Consider the following 20072-nt stretch of genomic DNA (forward strand, 5'->3'; position numbering starts at 1 on the left):
ATGGAATTACAATTTTTAGGAACTGGTGCTGGTCAGCCAGCCAAACAGCGGAATGTTTCGAGCCTTGTCTTGAAACTTCTTGATGAAATTAACGAAATTTGGATGTTTGATTGTGGTGAAGGAACACAGAGACAAATTCTTGAAACAACAATCAAACCTAGAAAAATTGAAAAAATATTTATCACTCACTTGCATGGAGACCATATCTTTGGTTTACCAGGTTTTCTTTCTAGTCGAGCTTTTCAAGCAAGTGAAGAACAAACAGATGTTGAGATTTTTGGTCCGATAGGGATTAAATCCTTTGTTCAAAACAGCCTATCAGTATCCGGCTCCCGTCTTCCCTATAAGATTCATTACCATGAATTGGCTGAGGATAACTTAGGTAAAATTCTTGAAACAGACAAATTTACAGTTTATGCAGAAGGTTTAGCTCATACTATTTTTTGTCTAGGTTATCGTGTTGTTCAAAAAGACTTAGAGGGCACGCTTGATGCCGAGGCTTTAAAAGAAGCAGGAGTTCCTTTTGGTCCTCTATTTGGCAAAATCAAAAATGGCCAAGATGTGACATTAGAAGATGGTCGCCTGATCCAGGCAAAAGACTTCATTTCTGCCCCTAAAAAAGGGAAGATTATTACTATACTTGGAGATACGCGCAAATCGTTAGCCAGTCAGAGATTAGCAAAAGACGCAGATGTCCTTGTTCATGAAGCGACTTACGGAAAAGGCGATGACAAGATTGCACGCAATCATGGTCATTCAACGAACTTACAAGCGGCCCAAATTGCAAAAGATGCAGGTGTGAAGCGCTTGCTCTTGAATCATGTTTCAGCTCGGTTTTTGGGGCGCGATTGCCGTCAAATGGAGAAAGATGCAGCAGCTATTTTTGCCAACGTCAAAATAGTTAAAGATTTAGAGGAAATTAGGATTCAATGACAAAAAGAGTGATTCTTATAACGGGGGCTTCAGGAGGTTTGGCCCAAGCTATCATAAAGGAGCTACCAAAGACAGACTTATTACTCCTATTGGGCCGTAATAAAGATAAATTAGAAACCTTATATAAAGAGTATCCCAACAAAAAGTGTTTTCAAATTAACATTAGTGATGCGCAAGCCATTAACAGCTTGCTCTTGGATATCTACCAAGAATTTCCAACTATTGATATAGTGATTAATAATGCTGGCTTTGGTTCTTTTAAGTCCTTTGACCAATACACACATCAAGAAATTGAAGAGATGTTTAGGGTTAATACTCTAGCTTCCATTGATTTTTCACGTTTAATAGGTCTTAAAATGGCAGAGCAGAATCATGGTCACATCGTTAACATTGTCTCTATGGCTGGTTTAGTGGCAACCAGTAAATCAAGTGTTTATGCAGCAACAAAGTTTGCGATGATTGGCTACTCAAATGCTTTACGCTTAGAATTAGCTGAAAAAAATGTATACGTCACAACGATCAATCCAGGACCTATTAAAACAGGATTCTTTGATCAAGCTGACCCTTCAGGACAATATTTGAAGAGTGTCAATAACTTTGCACTGGAGCCAGATAATGTGGCTAAGAAAACAGTAGCCATACTTGGTAAAAACAAGCGAGAGCTAAACTTACCTTGGACACTGGCGGTCACACATCTGTTTTATAGCTTATTCCCAAGGCTGTCAGATTATCTTGCAAGAAAGGTTTTTAACTATAAATGATAAAAGCAAAGTATCAATGGGAAATACAAGAAGAGAAGCCAGATTCTGGCTTCTTTCAACTTGCTAAAAAAGAAGGATTATCCCAAGAAAGTGCGCAAATTCTTTATGAACGTGGGATTCAGACACCTGAGCAAGTAGACACTTTTTTACATGCTGATTTCTCTCATCTACATGATCCCTATTTGCTTAATGATATGGAAAAAGCAGTGCCTAGGATTCGACAGGCTATTGAAAATGCCGAAAAGATTTTAGTCTATGGTGATTATGACGCAGATGGCATGACTTCAGCATCTATCATGAAAGAAGCCCTTGAAATGATGGGAGCAGAGGTAAGAGTTTACCTACCAAATCGTTTTACCGACGGTTATGGGCCCAACCTCAGTGTTTACAAGTATTTTATTCAGCAGGAAGCTATCTCTCTAATTATAACGGTTGATAATGGTGTTTCTGGTCATGAAGCAATAGCTTTTGCGCAAGCGCAGGGAGTTGATGTTATCGTGACGGATCATCATGGTCTTCCTGATACTTTGCCTGAAGCTTTTGCAATTATCCATCCAGAGCATCCAGATGCTGAATATCCTTTTAAATACCTAGCTGGCTGTGGCGTTGCTTTCAAATTGGCAACAGCACTACTGGAAGAGGTTCCGACAGAATTCTTAGATTTGGTCGCTATTGGAACGGTAGCTGACATGGTTAGTCTCCAGGACGAGAATCGCATTTTGGTTAAAAATGGACTCTCTATTTTACGCCATACTGAGCGAGTAGGTCTTCAAGAATTGATGGCCCTAGCTGGTGTGGATTTTGATCAATTTAATGAAGAGGTTATTGGCTTTAAAATTGCACCCCAGTTAAATGCTCTAGGTCGCCTTGATGATCCCAATCCCGCCATTGAATTGTTGACTGGTTTTGACGAAGAGGAAGCTCTAGCCATTGCTGAAATGATTAACCTTAAAAATGAGGAACGAAAGGCCCTTGTCCAGACAATCTATGAAGAGGCTTTACAAATGGTTGATCTTAGTAAGCCCGTTCAGGTTCTCGCAAAAGAGGGATGGCATCCAGGTGTTTTGGGTATAGTTGCTGGTCGCATCATGGAAGAGATTAGTCAGACTGTTATTGTTTTAAATTGTGATAATGGTTATGCGAAAGGCTCAGCCCGTAGCATTGACGCAATCAACATTTTTGAAGCATTAAATGCAAAACGGGAATTAATGACAGCATTTGGTGGCCATGCTGGAGCAGCGGGAATGACGCTACCTGTCGATAATTTAGAGGCTTTGGCTCAAGCACTTAGTGATTTTATTGTAGAGAATCAAATTGATTGTAAGCAAAAAAATAGCTTAATGATTGATTCAATCTTAGATTTGGAGCATTTGTCTATAGAACTTTTAAAAAGCTTACAGAGTATTGCTCCATTTGGTATGGGAAATCCTAAGCCTGTTTTTTTAGTACAAGATTTTCAATTACTACAAGCTAGAACTCTAGGAGCAAATAGTGCTCATCTTAAGCTTCGTCTTCAAAAAGGCTCTGTAACAACCGATCTTTTAGCCTTCAACCAAGGACATTTAGTACAAGATTTCCAACAAGCAAGAGGTTTAGAACTTGCTGTAACCTTATCTGTTAACTCCTGGAATGGTAAGACTACTTTGCAATTAATGCTGGTCGATGCGCGTGTTACTGGACTTCAATTAATTGATATCCGTGCTAAAAGTGCAGGTATACCAGAGAATGTGGCCTTGTATTCTGAAAATCCCTTCAATGAGGAAATTGTTCTTGATAAGGTTCCTGATGACCAGATTGCTTTAAAAGAGAATTTTCAAAAACAAGATTATAAGCAAATTTACTTTAAAAATGTCATTGAGAAACCTTATTATTTAACGGGTTATGGCAGTAAGGAACAATTTGCTCGTCTTTATAAAACTATCTATCAATTTCCTGAGTTTGATGTCCGTTTTAAATTGCAAGAACTGAGTGATTACTTAAAAATTGACAAAATTTTGTTGGTGAAGATGATTCAAATTTTCGAAGAGCTGAACTTTGTCACCATTAGTGATGGCTTAATGACAGTTAATAAAGATGCAGCTAAGAGAGAAATTACTGAAAGTCATATTTATCAAGACTTAAAAAGCTTGGTTAAATTTCAAGAATTAATGGCTCTAGCAAGACCTGAAGACATCTATGCATTTTTGATGGGATTGGATTAGGGAAAAGCTAAAGGTTAGAAATTATTTGTTTAGAGGGGCACTTCATTTACGAAAAATCCATTTCGTGCTATAATTAAGAGTATTTGATTTTATGCTTTAAGCTAAGGAGAAAGAAAACACTTATTATGAATTTAACACCTTATATCGCCTCAATTGAAAACTATCCTAAAGAAGGCATTACTTTTCGCGACATCTCTCCTTTAATGGCTGATGGCAAAGCTTATAGTTACGCGATTAGAGAAATTTGCCAATATGCAGCTGATAAAGAAATCGATATGATTGTAGGACCTGAAGCGCGTGGCTTTATTATTGGGTGCCCTGTCGCGGTAGAATTAGGCATTGGTTTTGCGCCTGTCCGTAAGCCGGGAAAACTACCTCGCGAAGTTGTTTCAGCAGATTATGAAAAAGAGTATGGTATAGATACTTTAACGATGCATGCAGATGCAATTAAGCCAGGACAAAGAGTTATGATTGTTGATGATTTACTGGCAACGGGTGGTACTGTTAAAGCAACGATTGAGATGGTTGAAAAACTTGGCGGTATTGTTGCAGGTTGTGCTTTTATTATTGAACTAGACGGATTAAATGGTCGCAATGCTTTGAAAGATATTGACTATAAAGTTCTGATGAACTTCCCTGGTTAATAAATCTAGCAGGCGATACACTGATAGAATAGGTTTACTTGTCTAAACCTTGATAGAGGTATTATGAGTTATTACGATAGTTATAAGTCAGGCAATTTGGTTTACCCAAGTGCCTTACTTTTTCATTTTAAAGATATTTTTTCCAATGCCGATGACTTTTTAGTATGGCAATTCTTTTACTTACAAAATACAACTCGAGTGGAAGAACTAGCACCTAGTCAGATTGCTAATGCCCTTGGTAAATCAGTCGCTGAAGTCAATAAGTCAATTGCTAATTTGAACAATCAAGATTTATTGAATATGAAAACCATAAAAATTGCTGATGAAATCGAAACCTTAATTGATGCTAGTCCGGTTTTTATTAAACTTGATCAGTTATTGGCTAAAGAACAAATGCAAGTAGAGGTGATTCAGGATGACCCCAACCAGTTTAAGAAAATAGTTGAAGAGTTTGAACGTGAGCTGGGACGATTTTTAAGTCCTTTTGAATTAGAAGATTTAGAGAAAACTATTTCAGAAGATAAGACAGACATTGAGCTGGTGCGTGAAGCCTTGAAAGAAGCCGTTTTTAATGGCAAAACCAATTGGAAATATATCCAGGCAATTCTTAGAAATTGGCGGAAGGAAGGAATTACTAACCTTTACCAAGTGGAAGAACGAAAAAGAGAACGTGAAGCATCCAGTCCTTCTAACGTTTCTGTGTCAGATGACTTCTTGTCAGCCATGAACTTATGGAGTGAGCAATGAAAATTGGACGTGACAAATTACGCCAAGTCTTAACCATTATTGGCCAGATGTTTCCAGAAGCTAAGGGTGAATTAGTCTGGGATACTCCTTTTCATTTGTTAATTGCTGTCATTTTATCTGCTCAAACTACTGACAAGGCTGTCAATAAAATAACACCTGCTCTCTGGGCTAAGTACCCAAAGATTGAGGATTTAGCCAATGCTGACTTGACTGATGTGGAGCATAGTTTGCGCACGATAGGGCTTTATAAGAATAAGGCCAAAAATATTATCAAAACAGCTCAGTTAATTTTAGCAGAATTTGATGGTCAGATACCTAAGACGCATACAGAACTAGAAGCATTACCGGGAGTCGGACGGAAAACCGCTAATGTTGTATTAGGAGAAGTTTATGGCATTCCATCAATTGCGGTTGATACACACGTTGCTCGAGTAGCAAAAAGACTAAATATATCTAATCAAGATGCGAGTGTGGCTGAAATAGAAGCTGACTTGATGAAGAAGGTCCCCAAAAAAGATTGGGTTATTACCCATCATCGCTTGATTTTCTTTGGTCGTTACCATTGTTTAGCCAAAAAGCCTAAGTGTGAGATTTGTCCCTTGCAAAAGTATTGTCTCTACTATAAAGAACATTCAAAGAAGGCCTAACAAGGCTTTCTTTTAGTTTAGCTACTAATTTGATATAATAGAGCAAGTAATAGTTAGAAAGATGAGATAATGGAGACAATTTTATCAAAGCGTCTGCAGATGGTGGCAGACTATATCCCTCATAACCGTAAGTTACTTGATGTTGGAAGTGATCATGCCTACTTACCCATCGCCTTAGTTGAACGTGGAGACATTGAAGCTGCTATCGCAGGTGAAGTTGTGCAGGGTCCTTTTTTATCTGCTCAGAAGAATATCGAGGCTTCAGGCCTAGATAAGCAAATAGAAGCTCGGCTAGCTAGTGGTTTAGAGGCTATGACTATTGAAGACCACATCAAAACGATTACTATTTGTGGTATGGGAGGACGTCTCATCGCTGAGATCTTAGAAGCAGGAAAAGAAAAGTTGGCAGGCATTGAAACGCTTGTCTTACAACCTAATAATCGTGAAGATGACTTGCGCCATTGGCTAGCAGCCAATCAATTTACCATCACAGCTGAAAGTATTTTAGAAGAAAATGGCAAATATTATGAGATTATTCAGGCACTGCCTGGCTCTACGGCGTTGACGGATTTAGAGTGTCGTTTTGGTCCCTTATTATCTAAAGAAAAATCGCCAATTTTTAGAGCCAAATGGCAAAGAGAGCTAGACAAACTGGCCTATGCTCTTTCATGTATCCCAGAAGATAATCAACTGGATCGCTCGGCCATTTCCCAAAAAATGAAAATCATCAAGGAGATGCTAATCAATGAAAGTTAGAGATGTTATCAAGAAATATGAGGCGTTTTGTCCACCGGAATTATCAATGCCTGGGGATGTTTTTGGCCTACAAGTTGGGAGTTTTGAACAAGAAATTGATAAGGTTATGGTAACGTTAGATGTTCGGGAGCAGACCGTTCAAGAAGCGATAGCTGCCAATGTTGGCTTGATTATCACGAAGCATGCCCCGATTTTTAAAGGCCTTAAAGATTTAGTAGCTAGCCCTCAACGCAATATACTACTGGATTTGGTTAAACATGACATTGCTGTTTATGTCAGTCATACTAACATTGACATTGTACCTGATGGTTTAAATGATTGGTTTTGCCAGCTTTTAGACATTCAGAACCGGAATTATTTGTCTGAGACTCAAGAGGGTTATGGAATCGGTCGGATTGGTGATGTTGATCCTATTCATTTGGAAGACTTTGCCCTTAAAGTAAAGGAAGTTTTTGCTTTAGATGCTGTTCGCTTGATACGATACAATCAGGATAATCCGCTCATTAAACGTGTGGCCATTTGTGGAGGTTCTGGAGATGATTTTTATCAAGACGCTATTAAAAAACATGCTGACCTGTATATAACGGGGGATATTTATTACCATACAGCTCAGGAAATGCTAACTGAGGGGTTACTGGGTCTTGATCCTGGTCATCATATTGAATCCTTGTTTATTGAGAAGATTGTTGAAAAACTGACAGAATGGCAGCTTGCTGAGAATTGGCCACTAACGATTTTAGCTAGTCAAGTCTCGACCAATCCATTTAGTCATTTATAAAGGTGAGGTTTCCTATGAATTGGTTAATTAACCAAAACCCAGTTTTCCTAGCTTTTTTAGCAGGTCTCTTTACATGGGGCTGCACCATCTTAGGAGCTGCTATTGTTTTCTTTTTTAAACGGATTAGCAGAAAACTTCTGGATGTGATGATGGGCTTTGCGGCTGGAGTTATGATAGCAGCTTCATTTTGGTCCTTGTTAGCACCATCTATAGAATATGCTAAATCTGACTATGGACAATGGTCTTGGCTACCAGCTGCGATTGGTTTCTTGGTAGGAGCCCTTTTTATTAGAAGTATTGATGCTATTGTCCCTCATTTGCATTTGGACAAAGATATGTCTGAAATGGAAGGGTTGAAACCTGAGAAAAGGTTATCAAAGACAGCCCTTTTATTTTTAGCCATTACTATCCACAATATTCCCGAAGGTTTAGCAATTGGTGTCACTTTTGGATCTTTGGAACACACTGGAGCTTCTAAACTAGCCCTTTTGGGTGCGTTGAGTTTAGCTATTGGTATTGGTCTTCAAAATGTCCCAGAAGGAGCAGCATTGTCAATTCCAATCCGTGCAGATGGTAGGAGTCGTCTCAACGCTTTTTACTGGGGAGCAATGTCAGCTATTGTTGAGCCGATTGGCGCGGTTTTAGGTGCTGCATTAGTCATTATTATGATGCCTGTCTTGCCTTATGCCCTGTCGTTTGCAGCTGGAGCAATGCTTTTTGTGGTTGTTGAAGAATTGATTCCTGAGTCACAGACAAATGGTAATACTGATATCGCCACTATGGGGTTGATGCTCGGTTTTGTATTGATGATGATTTTAGACGTGGCTTTAGGCTAGAAAGGTTACTATGAAAGTAGCAATTATCGGAGCAGGGATTGTCGGCTCCACTGTAGCTTATTATTTACACAGAAGTGGCATTACAGATGTCACTATTTTTGATGATGGTCATGGACAAGCAACCAAAGCAGCAGCTGGTATTATTTGTCCGTGGTTTTCTAAAAGACGGAACAAGGCTTGGTATCAACTTGCCAGCAATGGAGCAAGTTTTTATCAAACACTGATAAGAGATTTAGCTGAAGAAGGGATAAGGCCCAGCTTTTATCAAAAAAATGGTGTTTATCTTCTCAAAAAAGACAACAGTAAGTTAGAAGAATTAAAAGCCTTAGCCGAGAATCGCCGACAAGATGCTCCTTTAATTGGTGATGTGAGGATACTAGATAAAGAAGCGGTTGCCAAAGAGTTCCCGGGGCTAGAAGGTTTTCAGCGTCTTCTTTTTGCTGAAGGTGGTGCGCGCATTGATGGTGCTAAACTTTGCCAGACTCTATTAATGGCGACTCCTTATCAGCTGGTGCCTGGCAAGGTTTCTCTTATAAAAAAAGGGGATACTTTTATTATTCAGAACCAAGCTTTTGATCATGTTTTTCTCTGTACCGGTGCTTGGTTAGGGCAGATACTTGAACCATTAGGGTATCAAGTTGACATTCGTCCACAAAAAGGACAACTGATTGATTACCAACTAAGGAATCTAGCTACCGATGACCTACCAGTGGTCATGCCAGAAGGAGAAATCGATCTTATTCCCTTTTTAGATGGGCATTTAGCCCTCGGTGCTAGTCATGAAAATGATCAAGCTTTTGATCTATCTGTTGATGAGGACGTTTTGATAGCTCTAGAAGAATCAGCTCGACATTACTATCCAGAATTAGACAGGTCTTTGCGCCGAACAGTAAGAGTTGGTACGCGGGCTTATTCTAGTGATTTTTTGCCTTTTTTTGGAGAAGTACCTGATATGCAGGGCGCCTTTGCAGCTAGTGGCCTTGGTTCCTCTGGCCTAACAGTAGGTCCCTTGATTGGACGCGAACTGGTAGCTTTGCTATTGCAAGACGAAAAAATACTGGATATTACCAATTATCCTATCCAAAACTATGTAAAACGTAGTAAAATGTGACATCAATCTTAAAAAATGATAGAATGTTAGAGACTATAAGAAATAGGAGATTACGCATGAAAGGTATTATTCTTGCTGGTGGGTCTGGGACTCGCCTTTACCCATTAACACGTGCTGCATCAAAACAATTGATGCCTATTTACGACAAACCGATGATTTATTATCCGCTATCAACCTTGATGTTGGCAGGAATTAAGGATATCCTCATTATTTCAACTCCTCAAGATTTACCACGATTTGAGGAATTGTTAGGAGATGGTAGTGAATTTGGCATTTCATTGTCTTATGCTGAGCAACCAAGTCCTGATGGTCTTGCTCAAGCTTTTATTATTGGTGAAGACTTTATTGGTGACGATCACGTGGCTCTCATTTTAGGTGATAACATTTATCATGGTAATGGCCTTACAAAAATGTTACAAAAGGCTGCCTCAAAAGAAAAAGGAGCGACTGTTTTTGGTTATCAAGTTAAAGACCCTGAACGTTTTGGAGTGGTCGAATTTGACCAAGAGATGAACGCTGTGTCAATTGAAGAAAAACCTGAAGAGCCAAAATCAAATTATGCAGTAACAGGCCTTTATTTCTATGATAATGACGTCGTTGAAATTGCAAAAAATATTAAACCAAGTCCTCGTGGTGAGTTAGAGATTACAGATGTTAATAAAGCCTATTTGGACCGTGGTGACTTATCAGTTGAGCTGATGGGGCGTGGTTTTGCTTGGTTAGATACAGGGACTCATGAAAGCTTACTTGAAGCATCTCAATACATTGAAACAGTTCAACGGTTGCAAAATGCTCAAGTTGCCAACCTTGAAGAAATTGCTTACCGTATGGGCTACATCAGCAAAGAAGATGTGCATAACTTAGCACAAGAATTGAAGAAAAATGAGTATGGTCAATACCTTTTACGTTTGATTGGAGAAGCTTAATGTCAGAACAATTTTTTGATAAAGAATTAGCTTGTCACCCTATTGAAGCCATTCCAGGCCTATTAGAATTTGATATTCCGGTTCGTGGCGATAACCGTGGTTGGTTTAAAGAAAACTTTCAAAAGGAAAAAATGGTTCCATTAGGTTTTCCTGAAAGCTTTTTTACAGAAGGTAAACTACAAAACAATGTATCTTTTTCTCGGAAAAATGTTCTTCGTGGCTTGCACGCTGAACCTTGGGACAAATACATTTCAGTCGCTGACCAAGGAAAAGTTTTGGGAACTTGGGTTGATTTACGTCAGGGTGACTCTTTTGGTCACGTGTATCAAACGATTATTGATGCATCAAAAGGAATCTTTGTTCCGCGTGGTGTAGCTAATGGTTTCCAAGTTTTGTCAGAAACAGTTTCTTACAGTTATTTAGTAAACGATTATTGGGCATTAGAGTTAAAACCAAAATATGCCTTTGTCAACTATGCAGACCCAAGTCTAGGTATTCAATGGGAGAATTTAGAGGCAGCTGAAGTGTCAGATGCTGATAAAAACCATCCTTATTTAAAAGATGTTAAACCATTGCAGAAAGAAGACTTATCATAAAAGTGTTTTAGAGGCGGACTCTAAAGTTAGGAGAAAGAAGATTCATGTCAGAATACAAAAATATCATCGTAACTGGTGGAGCAGGCTTCATCGGTTCAAACTTTGTACACTATGTTTATAATAATCACCCAGATGTTCATGTCACAGTTTTAGATAAACTTACCTATGCTGGTAATAAAGCTAATATTGAAGCAATCTTAGGTGATCGTGTTGAACTAGTCGTTGGTGATATTGCTGATGCAGCTTTAGTTGACCAATTAGCTGCTAAAGCAGATGCCATTGTTCATTATGCTGCTGAAAGTCATAATGATAATTCCTTGAACGATCCTAGCCCTTTCATCCATACTAATTTTATCGGAACATATACCTTACTAGAAGCTGCTCGTAAGTATGACATCCGTTTTCATCATGTTTCCACAGATGAAGTTTACGGAGATCTTCCATTACGCGAAGACTTGCCAGGACATGGGGAAGGAGAAGGTGAGAAGTTTACTGCTGAAACTAAGTACAATCCTTCTTCACCTTATTCATCAACAAAGGCAGCATCTGATTTGATTGTCAAAGCTTGGGTACGTTCATTTGGAGTAAAGGCAACTATTTCAAACTGTTCTAACAATTACGGACCTTACCAACATATTGAGAAATTTATTCCTCGCCAGATTACCAATATCTTGTCAGGAATAAAACCAAAACTTTATGGTGAAGGAAAAAATGTCAGAGACTGGATTCATACTAATGACCATTCAACCGGAGTTTGGGCTATTCTAACCAAAGGCCGTATTGGTGAAACCTATTTAATTGGGGCAGACGGTGAGAAGAATAATAAAGAAGTGTTAGAATTGATTCTAGAAAAAATGGGTCAACCAAAAGATGCCTATGACCACGTCACTGACCGTGCCGGCCATGACTTACGGTATGCTATTGATTCAAGTAAACTACGTCAAGAGTTAGGCTGGACACCTGAGTTTACTAACTTCGAACAAGGATTAGAAGAAACAATCAATTGGTATGCAGAGCATGAAGACTGGTGGAAAGCAGAAAAAGCAGAAGTTGAAGCTAAATATGCAAAAACTCAAGAAGTCATTTCTTAAAACGTTGTTAGCCCAGTAAGTATCACAAAATAGTCTTAAAAAGAGAAGTAACTTAACTAGAAACTTATATAATTTTATTAAAATTGACAGTTGTATCGGTTGTTCTCTCTCTAGAAAAAGACTTAGAGACAGGTCTATTATGTTATATAATAAAAAGCTTCTATCTATTATTGTGCCATGTTACAACGAAGAGGAGACCGTTAAACTATTTTTACAAGAAACCGTTCAATATGAAAACCAACTGGCATCTAAAGTGGATTTTGAATATATTTTTGTCAATGATGGCTCTAAAGACAATACTCTTTCTATTTTAAAAGAAATGTGTTACGTTAAAAGTAATGTTCATTATCTGTCCTTTTCACGAAATTTTGGTAAAGAGAGCGCCCTACTTGCTGGTTTAGAGCATGCTAAAGGAGACTACATCACAGTAATGGATGCGGATCTTCAAGATCCGCCAGAGTTGTTGGTTGAAATGCTGAACAAAATTGAGCAGGGTTACGATATTGTCGGTACGCGGCGTAAAGATCGCGACGGTGAGCCTCCAATCCGAACCTTTTTTGCTAAGATGTTCTATAAAATGATTAGCTATCTCTCTGATACAACAATTGTGGACGGTGCAAGAGATTTTTGCCTTATGACAAGACAAGTGGTGGATAGTATTTTAGAAATGGGAGAAGTTAATCGCTTTTCAAAAGGAATCTTTGCTTGGGTTGGCTATGACACCTATTATATTAGCTTTGAAAATAGAGAAAGAGTTGCTGGGGAAACCTCTTGGAATTTTTGGCAGCTGGTCAAGTACTCAATGGAAGGCTTTATTAACTTTTCAGAAGCTTTGCTTAGTATAGCAACCTATAGTGGTATCTTTTCATTCCTGGCTTCAATTATCGGCATACTATTTGTTATTGTGCGTAAGCTAACTTATGGAGGTAGTGTTGATGGTTGGGCTAGTATAATTGTCGTCATTCTTTTCATTGGTGGTCTTCAATTACTATGTTTAGGTATCTTAGGAAAATATGTTGCCAAAATTTTCTTGGAAACCAAAAAACGTCCCCCTTATATTATTAAAGAACGTGGCTAATTAACTACATACATTAAGTCACTTCTAGATGTGTCATTGGCTAGTTAAAAATTATAAAAGTAGAGTGATATTATCAAGAATATCACTCTACTTTTATTTTATTTCTGAAATAATCCTTTGATGTTATCAAAAAAGAGTTCATTAACAACTTCGGAACCTTCGAGAAAGCTTTTTGCTTCTTTAAACTAGCTACCTAGAGCATCTTTGTATTCCGTAATGAAACCTGGCATAAGCCAAAGGTTTTTTAGCAATCAGTTCTTTAACTTGGTCAAAAAGTTCTTGTGGCTTCATATTGTCTACTCTTTTATGATGTTTACGTGAGTTAACCATATTGTGGTCTAATAAAGAAAGATTGCGAGTTTTATTAGGCAAATAAAAGACAAACTGCTTCAGGCAGGTAAAAACTCTCGTCCACTAGATTTAGTTGACCAGTTTGTTGGTCACGTCTAAAGACGCTCACATGGTTGCTATCTTGATACCCTACAAGGAGATAATTCTGATCAGGACTAAGATTGAAATCTCTGGGTGTTTTACCATGACAAGGAACAATATCAAGCAAACTTAACTGAGCATCTTTTGCAATCCTAAAACAAGCAATTGAATCATGGCCTCGATTACTTATATATAAGAAACGACCGTCGGTTGAGATGCGAATAGCAGCTGTTGCATTGAAGCCATCGTAGTTTTCGGGTAAGGTACTGATGGTCTGGAGATGTTCAAAATAGCCACAACCGTTGTAAATGAGGACTTCCACAGTGGAGCTCAGTTCACATAGTAAGTAAGCGATTTTTTCGTTGGGATGGAAAACTAAGTGGCGACTCCCTGAGCCAGGGTGGGAGTGGTATTCTGTGATTAGATCCAGGCTTCCCTTTTGGGAAATGGCATAGCTTCTAACCTTGTCAGCTCCCAAATCGCAGGTAATCAGATAATGATCTGGGCTTAAGCCAACATAATGAGCATGGGAGGTCTTTTGATTAGGGTGGGGACCAGAACCTCTCAGGGTGACTAAGTCGGCAACTTGTAGGCCACCATTTTTTTGAATATGATAAACACTGATTTCCCCTTTATGATAGTTGGCACCATAAACTAGTTGTCTGCGTTCATCAATAGCAATATGACAGAGGGGGGAGCCCTCTGAGACAAGCTGATTAATCAGTTGACCATTTGGATTAAAGGCTGCAATACCACCTTTGTTTCCACCTTTGACAATACTATAAAGAATCCCTTTTTTGGATAAGGCCAAGTAGGTGGGAGATTGTGTCTGAATAATATTGTCAAGATCTGATAAGCTCCCTGTTTTTTGGTCAAACTGTGCCTTATAGATACCTTTAGCTTGGTTTTGAGTATAAGTGCCGAAATAAACTTCTGTTTTCATTTTTAACCTCCAGGTCATTTAATGATAGCATATTTTACTGATATTGGTATAATAGTAACAAAGAAAAAAAGGATGTTACAATGACTAAATTAGCGACAATATGTTATATTGACGATGGTAAATCACTTTTGTTATTACATCGCAATAAAAAGGAAAATGATGTCCATGAAGGGAAATGGATTTCTGTTGGTGGAAAACTTGAACCTGGTGAAAGTCCAGATCAGTGTGCCATCAGAGAGATTTACGAAGAAACCCATTTAAAGGTTGAGGAGATGGCTTTTAAAGGCGTGATCACGTTTCCTAATTTCACACCTGGTCATGATTGGTATACCTATGTTTTTAAAGTGACTGCTTTTAGCGGTCAGCTGATTTCAGACCAAGAGTCTCGTGAAGGAACCTTAGAATGGGTTCCCTATGATCAAGTTCTATCTAAGCCGACCTGGGAAGGTGACTACGATATTTTTAAATGGATTTTAGAAGATCGTCCCTTTTTCTCGGCCAAATTTAGATATGGTGATAATCACCAGTTATTAGATAAAGAGGTCCATTTTTATGACCCTTCTTTAACATTTAAACACAATCGAGAGGAAAAATAACTTAATGATAAAAAAAACAGATACTCCAATTGAAAATAGCTGGTTTTATAAGTGGATTTTAAACAATAAAGCAGTGGTGAGTCTTTTCGTCTTACTTTTGGTTTTTGCAATCATCTTTGTTTTTACTAAAATCTCATTTTTATTTGCTTCGCTTGGCTCTTTTTTAACCATTTTAATGTTACCATTAGTGATTTCAACTATTTTGTATTACTTAACCAAACCTTTGGTTGATGGTATTGAAAATTTAGGTCCAAGTCGGACAACCTCAATCATTATTGTCTTTACTCTAATCCTATGCCTACTTATCTGGGCTTTTGCAAGTTTAATCCCAATGATTGGTAACCAAATTACGACTTTTATTGCGGACCTTCCCAAATATATCGGTACGGTTAATAAAGAGACCAATAAACTTTTGGAAAATGACTGGTTAGTCAGCTATCGCACAGAGTTACAAGATATGGTAACTAATATTAGTAAAAAAGCTATTGACTACGCTGAAACTTTCTCAAAAAATGCTTTTGAATGGGCGGGGTCGTTTGCTAGTGCTATCGCAAGAATTACCGTTTCAATTATCATTTCCCCCTTTATTATTTTCTACTTCCTAAGGGACAGTGGCAAAATGAAAGATGGTTTAGTGAATGTTTTGCCAACTAAACTAAGAGCTCCTATTTCGCGTGTGCTTGGAGATATCAATAAACAATTAGCGGGTTATGTTCAGGGACAAGTAACAGTTGCCATAATTGTTGGTTTCATGTTTGCTATTATGTTTAGTCTTGTCGGATTGAAATATTCCATTACCTTTGCCATTGTTGCTGGAGTCCTAAATATGGTCCCTTATTTAGGTAGCTTTTTAGCTATGGTGCCAGTTGTCATCATGGCTTTAGTTCAAGGGCCTTTAATGTTGGTAAAAGTTCTCTTAATCTTTACGATTGAACAAACCATTGAAGGACGTTTTGTAACTCCACTAGTTTTGGGCAATAAGTTAAGTATTCACCCAATTACCATTATGTTCTTACTCTTAACCTCAGGAGCTATGTTTGGAGTTTGGGGCGTCTTCTTGATTATTCCAATCTATGCTTCGCTAAAAGTTATCGTTAAAGAACTTTTCGATTGGTATAAGTCAGTAAGTAATCTTTATGTAGATAACAAGATTATTGTTGAGGAGAAAGACGAACGTGTTAAATAGTGAGAAAATGATTGCTTCGATTGAGCAACAAGACTTAGAGCATGCGGAGAAATATTTTAAGAAAGCCTTAGCAAGTGATGATGATGACAGTTTATTAGCCTTAGGCGCTTATTTGGAAAGTATTGGCTTTCTACCGCATGCCAAAAAACTTTATCAGCAACTTGAGGACAAGTACCCCGAGGTGAACTTAAATTTGGCACAAATTGTCGCAGAAGACAATGATGTCGAAGAAGCTTTCTTATACTTGGATAGGATTTCACCTGAAAGTCCAGACTATCTTCATGCTCTACTGATTATGGCCGATTTATATGATATGGAAGGTTTGACAGATGTTGCCCATGAAAAGCTCTTAGAAGCTCAAACTTTAAGTGATGATCCACTGATACGTTTTGGTTTAGCGGAATTGGAATTAGACTTGGGTCAATTTCAAACAGCTATTAACCACTACGCACTCTTAGATAATCGTGAAATATTAGAAAGTACGGGCGTCTCAACTTATCAACGGATTGGAAGAGCCTATGCTGGACTTGGTAAATTTGAGGCGGCTATTGAATTTTTAGAGAAAGCTGTTCAAATAGCCTATGATGACGAAACAGTCTATGAACTAGCAACTATCCTCTATGACCAAGATGACTATCAAAAAGCTAATTTATACTTTAAACAGCTGGAAACCATGAATCCAGATTTTGAGGGTTATGAATATGGCTATGCTCAAAGTCTACATAAAGAACACAAAACAGCAGAAGCGCTGAGATTAGTGCAACAAGCACTGCGAAAAAATGCCTTTGATAGCCAACTATTGCTATTAGCATCACAATTAGCCTTTGAAACGCATGACCATCAGTTAGCAGAAGAATATTTGTTGGAAGCTAAAAAAATCACGGATAATCCAGAAGAAGTAGTTATGCGCTTATCAACACTCTATTTAGACAGTGATCGTTATCAAGAAGTGGTTGCTTTAGGTATAGAGGACACAGATAATATCTTAACTAAATGGAATTTAGCCAAAGCCTATCAAGCCCTTGATCAAGAAGAAAAAGCACTAAATCTCTATCAAGAATTAGCAGATGACCTCAAAGATAATCCGGAATTCTTACTAGATTATGCTTATATATTACGTGACTTTGCTCTATTAGAAAAAGCTAAAGCTGTTAGCCAATCTTACTTAGCTCTGGTTCCAGATGATATTAATATGCAACAATTTTTAGAAGAGTTGCTCTAATAGAATCAATTATTTTCAGAAAATATGAAAATCACAAATTAATTTTAAGACCTTTACACGATCAAGTGCTATAATGGCTTTATATTGTGAAATAGAGGAGTGATAATCATGGCAGATATAAAAGAAAACTACGGGGCTGATCTAGTTGTTGACAGCCTCATTAATCATGACGTCCAGTATGTATTTGGTATTCCGGGTGCAAAGATTGATCGTATTTTCGATACTCTAGAAGATAAGGGTCCCGGTCCCCAATTAATTGTGTCACGGCACGAGCAAAATGCTACCTTTATGGCTCAAGCTATTGGTAGGATTACAGGAAAACCAGGGGTGGTCATTGCAACAAGTGGCCCGGGTATTTCCAACCTAGCAACTGGTCTAGTCACTGCAACAGCAGAAGGTGATCCTGTGCTGGCAATTGGTGGTCAAGTTAAACGTGGGGATCTCCTGAAGAGATCTCACCAATCCATGAATAATGTAGCTTTACTAGAACCTATCACTAAATATTCTGCGGAAGTTCATGATGCCGATACTCTGTCAGAAACTATTGCTAATGCTTATCGTAAGGCTAAATCAGGAAAACCTGGTGCTAGTTTTATTTCCATTCCTCAAGATGTGACAGACAGTCCCGTTAAGGTTAAAGCCATCAAGCCTTTAACAGCTCCCAAACTAGGATCTGCATCAGTGGAAGATATTAATTACCTAGCGCAAGCCATCCGTAACGCTGTTTTACCAGTTCTACTTTTAGGAAATGGAGCCTCAGATGAGAAAGTAACAGCTTCTATCCGTCGTCTCTTAGATTCTGTTAAATTACCAGTTGTGGAAACTTTTCAAGGGGCAGGAATTGTCTCGCGTGAATTAGAGGAAGAAACCTTCTTCGGTCGTGTTGGCCTTTTCCGTAACCAACCTGGCGATATGCTTCTTAAAAAATCTGATTTGGTTATTGCTGTTGGTTATGACCCTATTGAATACGAAGCCCGTAACTGGAATGCTGAAATTTCAGCGCGTGTGATTGTTATTGATGTCGCCCAAGCAGAGATTGATACTTATTTCCAACCAGAACGTGAGTTGATTGGTGATATTGCCGAGACTATGGATCTTCTCTTACCGGCTGTTAATGGCTATGCTCTGCCTCAAGGTTCTATCGATTATTTGCAAAATCTTAAGAAAAATCTAGATGGCGATCTTAAGTTTGATCGTCGGTCTAAAGATGGCCTAATCCATCCATTAGATGTTATGGATATCTTACAAGAACAAATCGATGATGAGATGACTGTTACGGTTGACGTCGGTAGTCACTATATTTGGATGGCTCGCTACTTCAAGTCTTATGAAGCCCGTCATTTGCTCTTTTCAAATGGTATGCAAACTTTAGGTGTTGCCCTTCCATGGGCTATCTCAGCAGCATTAGTGCGTCCTCATAAAACTGTTATTTCGGTATCAGGAGATGGTGGTTTTCTCTTCTCAGCACAAGAGTTAGAAGTAGCAGTGCGTTTGAAATTGCCAATTGTACACATTATTTGGAATGATGGTCGTTACAATATGGTAGAATTCCAAGAAGAAATGAAATATGGTCGCTCAGCAGGTGTTCAACTAGGCGATGTTGATTTTGTCAAATATGCAGAAGCTTTTGGTGCCAAGGGCTACCGGGTTGATAGCAAGCAAGGATTCAATGAAAGATTAGCGCAAGCCATTAAAGAATCAGAACATGGCCCGGTGCTTATAGATATTCCAATTGATTATAAGGATAATGGTCGCTTAGGCGAAACTATCTTACCAGATGAGTTTTACTAAGAAGGTGATTTTATGACACAAACAATACTTTTTCAACACAATAGTTTAGCAGCGCTGATGGCGGGGCTCTACCAAGGTACGATGCCCTTGAAACAGTTACTCGAACATGGGGATCTTGGGATTGGAACATTAGATCAGATTGATGGAGAATTGATTATTCTAGATGGCAAAGCCTATCAAGCCATAGGAACTGGTGCTAAGGTAGAGGTTGTGGCACTAGAAGGACAAGAAACAGTGCCCTATGCAGCAGTAGTCAAACACCAGCCAGTGCAAAACTTTTCTATTGACCAAACCTTATCGGCTACTGCTTTGAAAGAAAAATTGGAAGCTCAATTTATCAGTCGCAATTTATTTCACTCACTCAAAATTAGAGGGCAGTTTAAAAATATGCATGTTCGAATGATTCCCAAATCACCTTTGGGTAAGTCTTTTGCTAAAATTGCTCAATCACAGCCAGAGTTTAAAAAAGAAGATGTTTCTGGAACCTTACTAGGTTTTTGGACACCAGAACTCTTTCATGGCCTTAGTGTTGCTGGCTATCATTTGCATTTCTTATCTGACGATAAACAGTTCGGTGGTCACGTCTTAGATTTTCAAATAGTCAATGGTCAAGCTGAAATTGGGCAAGTTGATGGCTTATTACAGGATTTTCCTGCAAATAACCAAGCTTTTAGAGACGCTAACTTTGATATTGAACAATTAAGAAAAGATATCGATCAATCAGAATAAAAAAGACTGAGTCTAATGTGATCCTTATAAGGCAGCTAGTCAAGCTAGTAACTTGTAAGGAGAGCATT

20 protein-coding genes are annotated in these 20072 nt (G+C 38.4%); 19 read left to right on the forward strand and 1 reads right to left on the reverse strand.

Going from position 1 to position 20072, the window contains the following annotated elements:
• The 14 genes from rnz (at window position 1) to FGK96_RS03225 (ending at window position 13105) form a co-directional block, all read left to right on the forward strand.
• The gene (gene rnz, locus FGK96_RS03160) at window positions 1-933 is read left to right on the forward strand and encodes a ribonuclease Z (protein WP_138081261.1); all 933 of its coding nucleotides are present in this window, start codon (window positions 1-3) and stop codon (window positions 931-933) included.
• Window positions 930-1694: an SDR family NAD(P)-dependent oxidoreductase gene (locus tag FGK96_RS03165; protein ID WP_138081263.1), complete on the forward strand. Its 765-nt coding sequence runs from the start codon at window positions 930-932 to the stop codon at window positions 1692-1694. The genes rnz and FGK96_RS03165 overlap by 4 nt, the downstream gene beginning before the upstream one ends.
• Window positions 1691-3895 (forward strand): single-stranded-DNA-specific exonuclease RecJ, encoded by a 2205-nt coding sequence (gene recJ, locus FGK96_RS03170; RefSeq protein WP_138081265.1) that lies wholly within the window; start codon window positions 1691-1693, stop codon window positions 3893-3895. Before FGK96_RS03165 ends, recJ begins: the two co-directional genes overlap by 4 nt.
• 125 nt (window positions 3896-4020) lie before the next feature.
• Entirely contained in the window at window positions 4021-4539 is a 519-nt protein-coding gene (locus tag FGK96_RS03175) for an adenine phosphoribosyltransferase (RefSeq protein ID WP_003084090.1), read from the forward strand.
• 63 nt (window positions 4540-4602) lie between these two features.
• Window positions 4603-5286, forward strand: coding sequence for a DnaD domain-containing protein (locus FGK96_RS03180; protein WP_138081267.1), 684 nt, complete (start codon window positions 4603-4605; stop codon window positions 5284-5286).
• Window positions 5283-5933, forward strand: coding sequence for an endonuclease III (gene nth / locus FGK96_RS03185; protein ID WP_138081269.1), 651 nt, complete (start codon window positions 5283-5285; stop codon window positions 5931-5933). The genes FGK96_RS03180 and nth overlap by 4 nt, the downstream gene beginning before the upstream one ends.
• Window positions 5934-6002: 69 nt before the next feature.
• On the forward strand, window positions 6003-6689 hold the full coding sequence (locus FGK96_RS03190) for a tRNA (adenine(22)-N(1))-methyltransferase (RefSeq protein WP_138081271.1): 687 nt from the start codon (window positions 6003-6005) through the stop codon (window positions 6687-6689).
• The gene (locus tag FGK96_RS03195; RefSeq protein WP_138081273.1) at window positions 6679-7467 is read left to right on the forward strand and encodes a Nif3-like dinuclear metal center hexameric protein; all 789 of its coding nucleotides are present in this window, start codon (window positions 6679-6681) and stop codon (window positions 7465-7467) included. The genes FGK96_RS03190 and FGK96_RS03195 overlap by 11 nt, the downstream gene beginning before the upstream one ends.
• Before the next feature lie 14 nt (window positions 7468-7481).
• Complete coding sequence (locus FGK96_RS03200; RefSeq protein WP_138081275.1) at window positions 7482-8303, forward strand: ZIP family metal transporter; 822 nt, start codon at window positions 7482-7484, stop codon at window positions 8301-8303.
• A 10-nt stretch (window positions 8304-8313) separates the two neighbouring features.
• On the forward strand, window positions 8314-9414 hold the full coding sequence (locus FGK96_RS03205) for an NAD(P)/FAD-dependent oxidoreductase (RefSeq protein ID WP_138081277.1): 1101 nt from the start codon (window positions 8314-8316) through the stop codon (window positions 9412-9414).
• Between the two features lie 56 nt (window positions 9415-9470).
• The gene (gene rfbA / locus FGK96_RS03210) at window positions 9471-10340 is read left to right on the forward strand and encodes a glucose-1-phosphate thymidylyltransferase RfbA (RefSeq protein WP_138081279.1); all 870 of its coding nucleotides are present in this window, start codon (window positions 9471-9473) and stop codon (window positions 10338-10340) included.
• Window positions 10340-10936 carry a dTDP-4-dehydrorhamnose 3,5-epimerase family protein gene (locus FGK96_RS03215; RefSeq protein WP_138081281.1) on the forward strand — a complete coding sequence of 199 codons (597 nt, stop codon included), beginning with the start codon at window positions 10340-10342 and terminating at the stop codon, window positions 10934-10936. The genes rfbA and FGK96_RS03215 overlap by 1 nt, the downstream gene beginning before the upstream one ends.
• Before the next feature lie 44 nt (window positions 10937-10980).
• Entirely contained in the window at window positions 10981-12027 is a 1047-nt protein-coding gene (gene rfbB, locus FGK96_RS03220) for a dTDP-glucose 4,6-dehydratase (protein ID WP_138081283.1), read from the forward strand.
• 139 nt (window positions 12028-12166) lie between these two features.
• Window positions 12167-13105, forward strand: a complete 939-nt coding sequence (locus FGK96_RS03225) for a glycosyltransferase family 2 protein (protein WP_138081285.1) — start codon at window positions 12167-12169, stop codon at window positions 13103-13105.
• A gap of 364 nt (window positions 13106-13469) precedes the next feature.
• Here FGK96_RS03225 and FGK96_RS03235 read toward each other — a convergent pair whose 3' ends face one another.
• On the reverse strand, window positions 13470-14480 hold the full coding sequence (locus FGK96_RS03235; protein ID WP_138081287.1) for a lactonase family protein: 1011 nt from the start codon (window positions 14478-14480) through the stop codon (window positions 13470-13472).
• Window positions 14481-14560: 80 nt separating this feature from the next.
• Here FGK96_RS03235 and FGK96_RS03240 point away from each other — a divergent pair, with 80 nt between their 5' ends.
• The 5 genes from FGK96_RS03240 to budA all read left to right on the forward strand — a co-directional run bounded on the left by FGK96_RS03240 (window position 14561) and on the right by budA (window position 20004).
• The gene (locus tag FGK96_RS03240) at window positions 14561-15076 is read left to right on the forward strand and encodes an NUDIX hydrolase (RefSeq protein ID WP_138081289.1); all 516 of its coding nucleotides are present in this window, start codon (window positions 14561-14563) and stop codon (window positions 15074-15076) included.
• A 4-nt stretch (window positions 15077-15080) separates the two neighbouring features.
• The gene (locus tag FGK96_RS03245) at window positions 15081-16262 is read left to right on the forward strand and encodes an AI-2E family transporter (protein WP_138081291.1); all 1182 of its coding nucleotides are present in this window, start codon (window positions 15081-15083) and stop codon (window positions 16260-16262) included.
• Window positions 16252-17484 carry a tetratricopeptide repeat protein gene (locus FGK96_RS03250; RefSeq protein ID WP_138081293.1) on the forward strand — a complete coding sequence of 411 codons (1233 nt, stop codon included), beginning with the start codon at window positions 16252-16254 and terminating at the stop codon, window positions 17482-17484. Before FGK96_RS03245 ends, FGK96_RS03250 begins: the two co-directional genes overlap by 11 nt.
• Before the next feature lie 108 nt (window positions 17485-17592).
• On the forward strand, window positions 17593-19275 hold the full coding sequence (gene alsS, locus FGK96_RS03255; protein ID WP_138081295.1) for an acetolactate synthase AlsS: 1683 nt from the start codon (window positions 17593-17595) through the stop codon (window positions 19273-19275).
• Window positions 19276-19287: 12 nt separating this feature from the next.
• On the forward strand, window positions 19288-20004 hold the full coding sequence (gene budA / locus FGK96_RS03260) for an acetolactate decarboxylase (RefSeq protein WP_138081297.1): 717 nt from the start codon (window positions 19288-19290) through the stop codon (window positions 20002-20004).
• The last annotated feature ends 68 nt before the right edge of the window (window positions 20005-20072 follow it).

Source organism: Streptococcus porcinus, from assembly GCF_901542335.1.
GTDB lineage: Bacteria > Bacillota > Bacilli > Lactobacillales > Streptococcaceae > Streptococcus > Streptococcus porcinus_A.

What these genes read in the sequence shown, in the direction of transcription:
- FGK96_RS03215 (WP_138081281.1), top strand. Translation starts at nt 10,340, where the DNA reads ATGTCAGAACAATTTTTTGATAAAGAATTAGCTTGTCACCCTATTGAA.
- rfbB (WP_138081283.1), top strand. Translation starts at nt 10,981, where the DNA reads ATGTCAGAATACAAAAATATCATCGTAACTGGTGGAGCAGGCTTCATC.
- FGK96_RS03180 (WP_138081267.1), top strand. Translation starts at nt 4,603, where the DNA reads ATGAGTTATTACGATAGTTATAAGTCAGGCAATTTGGTTTACCCAAGT.
- alsS (WP_138081295.1), top strand. Translation starts at nt 17,593, where the DNA reads ATGGCAGATATAAAAGAAAACTACGGGGCTGATCTAGTTGTTGACAGC.
- FGK96_RS03195 (WP_138081273.1), top strand. Translation starts at nt 6,679, where the DNA reads ATGAAAGTTAGAGATGTTATCAAGAAATATGAGGCGTTTTGTCCACCG.
- FGK96_RS03225 (WP_138081285.1), top strand. Translation starts at nt 12,167, where the DNA reads ATGTTATATAATAAAAAGCTTCTATCTATTATTGTGCCATGTTACAAC.
- rfbA (WP_138081279.1), top strand. Translation starts at nt 9,471, where the DNA reads ATGAAAGGTATTATTCTTGCTGGTGGGTCTGGGACTCGCCTTTACCCA.
- FGK96_RS03245 (WP_138081291.1), top strand. Translation starts at nt 15,081, where the DNA reads ATGATAAAAAAAACAGATACTCCAATTGAAAATAGCTGGTTTTATAAG.
- recJ (WP_138081265.1), top strand. Translation starts at nt 1,691, where the DNA reads ATGATAAAAGCAAAGTATCAATGGGAAATACAAGAAGAGAAGCCAGAT.
- rnz (WP_138081261.1), top strand. Translation starts at nt 1, where the DNA reads ATGGAATTACAATTTTTAGGAACTGGTGCTGGTCAGCCAGCCAAACAG.
- nth (WP_138081269.1), top strand. Translation starts at nt 5,283, where the DNA reads ATGAAAATTGGACGTGACAAATTACGCCAAGTCTTAACCATTATTGGC.
- FGK96_RS03200 (WP_138081275.1), top strand. Translation starts at nt 7,482, where the DNA reads ATGAATTGGTTAATTAACCAAAACCCAGTTTTCCTAGCTTTTTTAGCA.
- FGK96_RS03190 (WP_138081271.1), top strand. Translation starts at nt 6,003, where the DNA reads ATGGAGACAATTTTATCAAAGCGTCTGCAGATGGTGGCAGACTATATC.
- FGK96_RS03205 (WP_138081277.1), top strand. Translation starts at nt 8,314, where the DNA reads ATGAAAGTAGCAATTATCGGAGCAGGGATTGTCGGCTCCACTGTAGCT.
- FGK96_RS03165 (WP_138081263.1), top strand. Translation starts at nt 930, where the DNA reads ATGACAAAAAGAGTGATTCTTATAACGGGGGCTTCAGGAGGTTTGGCC.
- budA (WP_138081297.1), top strand. Translation starts at nt 19,288, where the DNA reads ATGACACAAACAATACTTTTTCAACACAATAGTTTAGCAGCGCTGATG.
- FGK96_RS03240 (WP_138081289.1), top strand. Translation starts at nt 14,561, where the DNA reads ATGACTAAATTAGCGACAATATGTTATATTGACGATGGTAAATCACTT.
- FGK96_RS03235 (WP_138081287.1), bottom strand. Translation starts at nt 14,480, where the DNA reads ATGAAAACAGAAGTTTATTTCGGCACTTATACTCAAAACCAAGCTAAA.
- FGK96_RS03175 (WP_003084090.1), top strand. Translation starts at nt 4,021, where the DNA reads ATGAATTTAACACCTTATATCGCCTCAATTGAAAACTATCCTAAAGAA.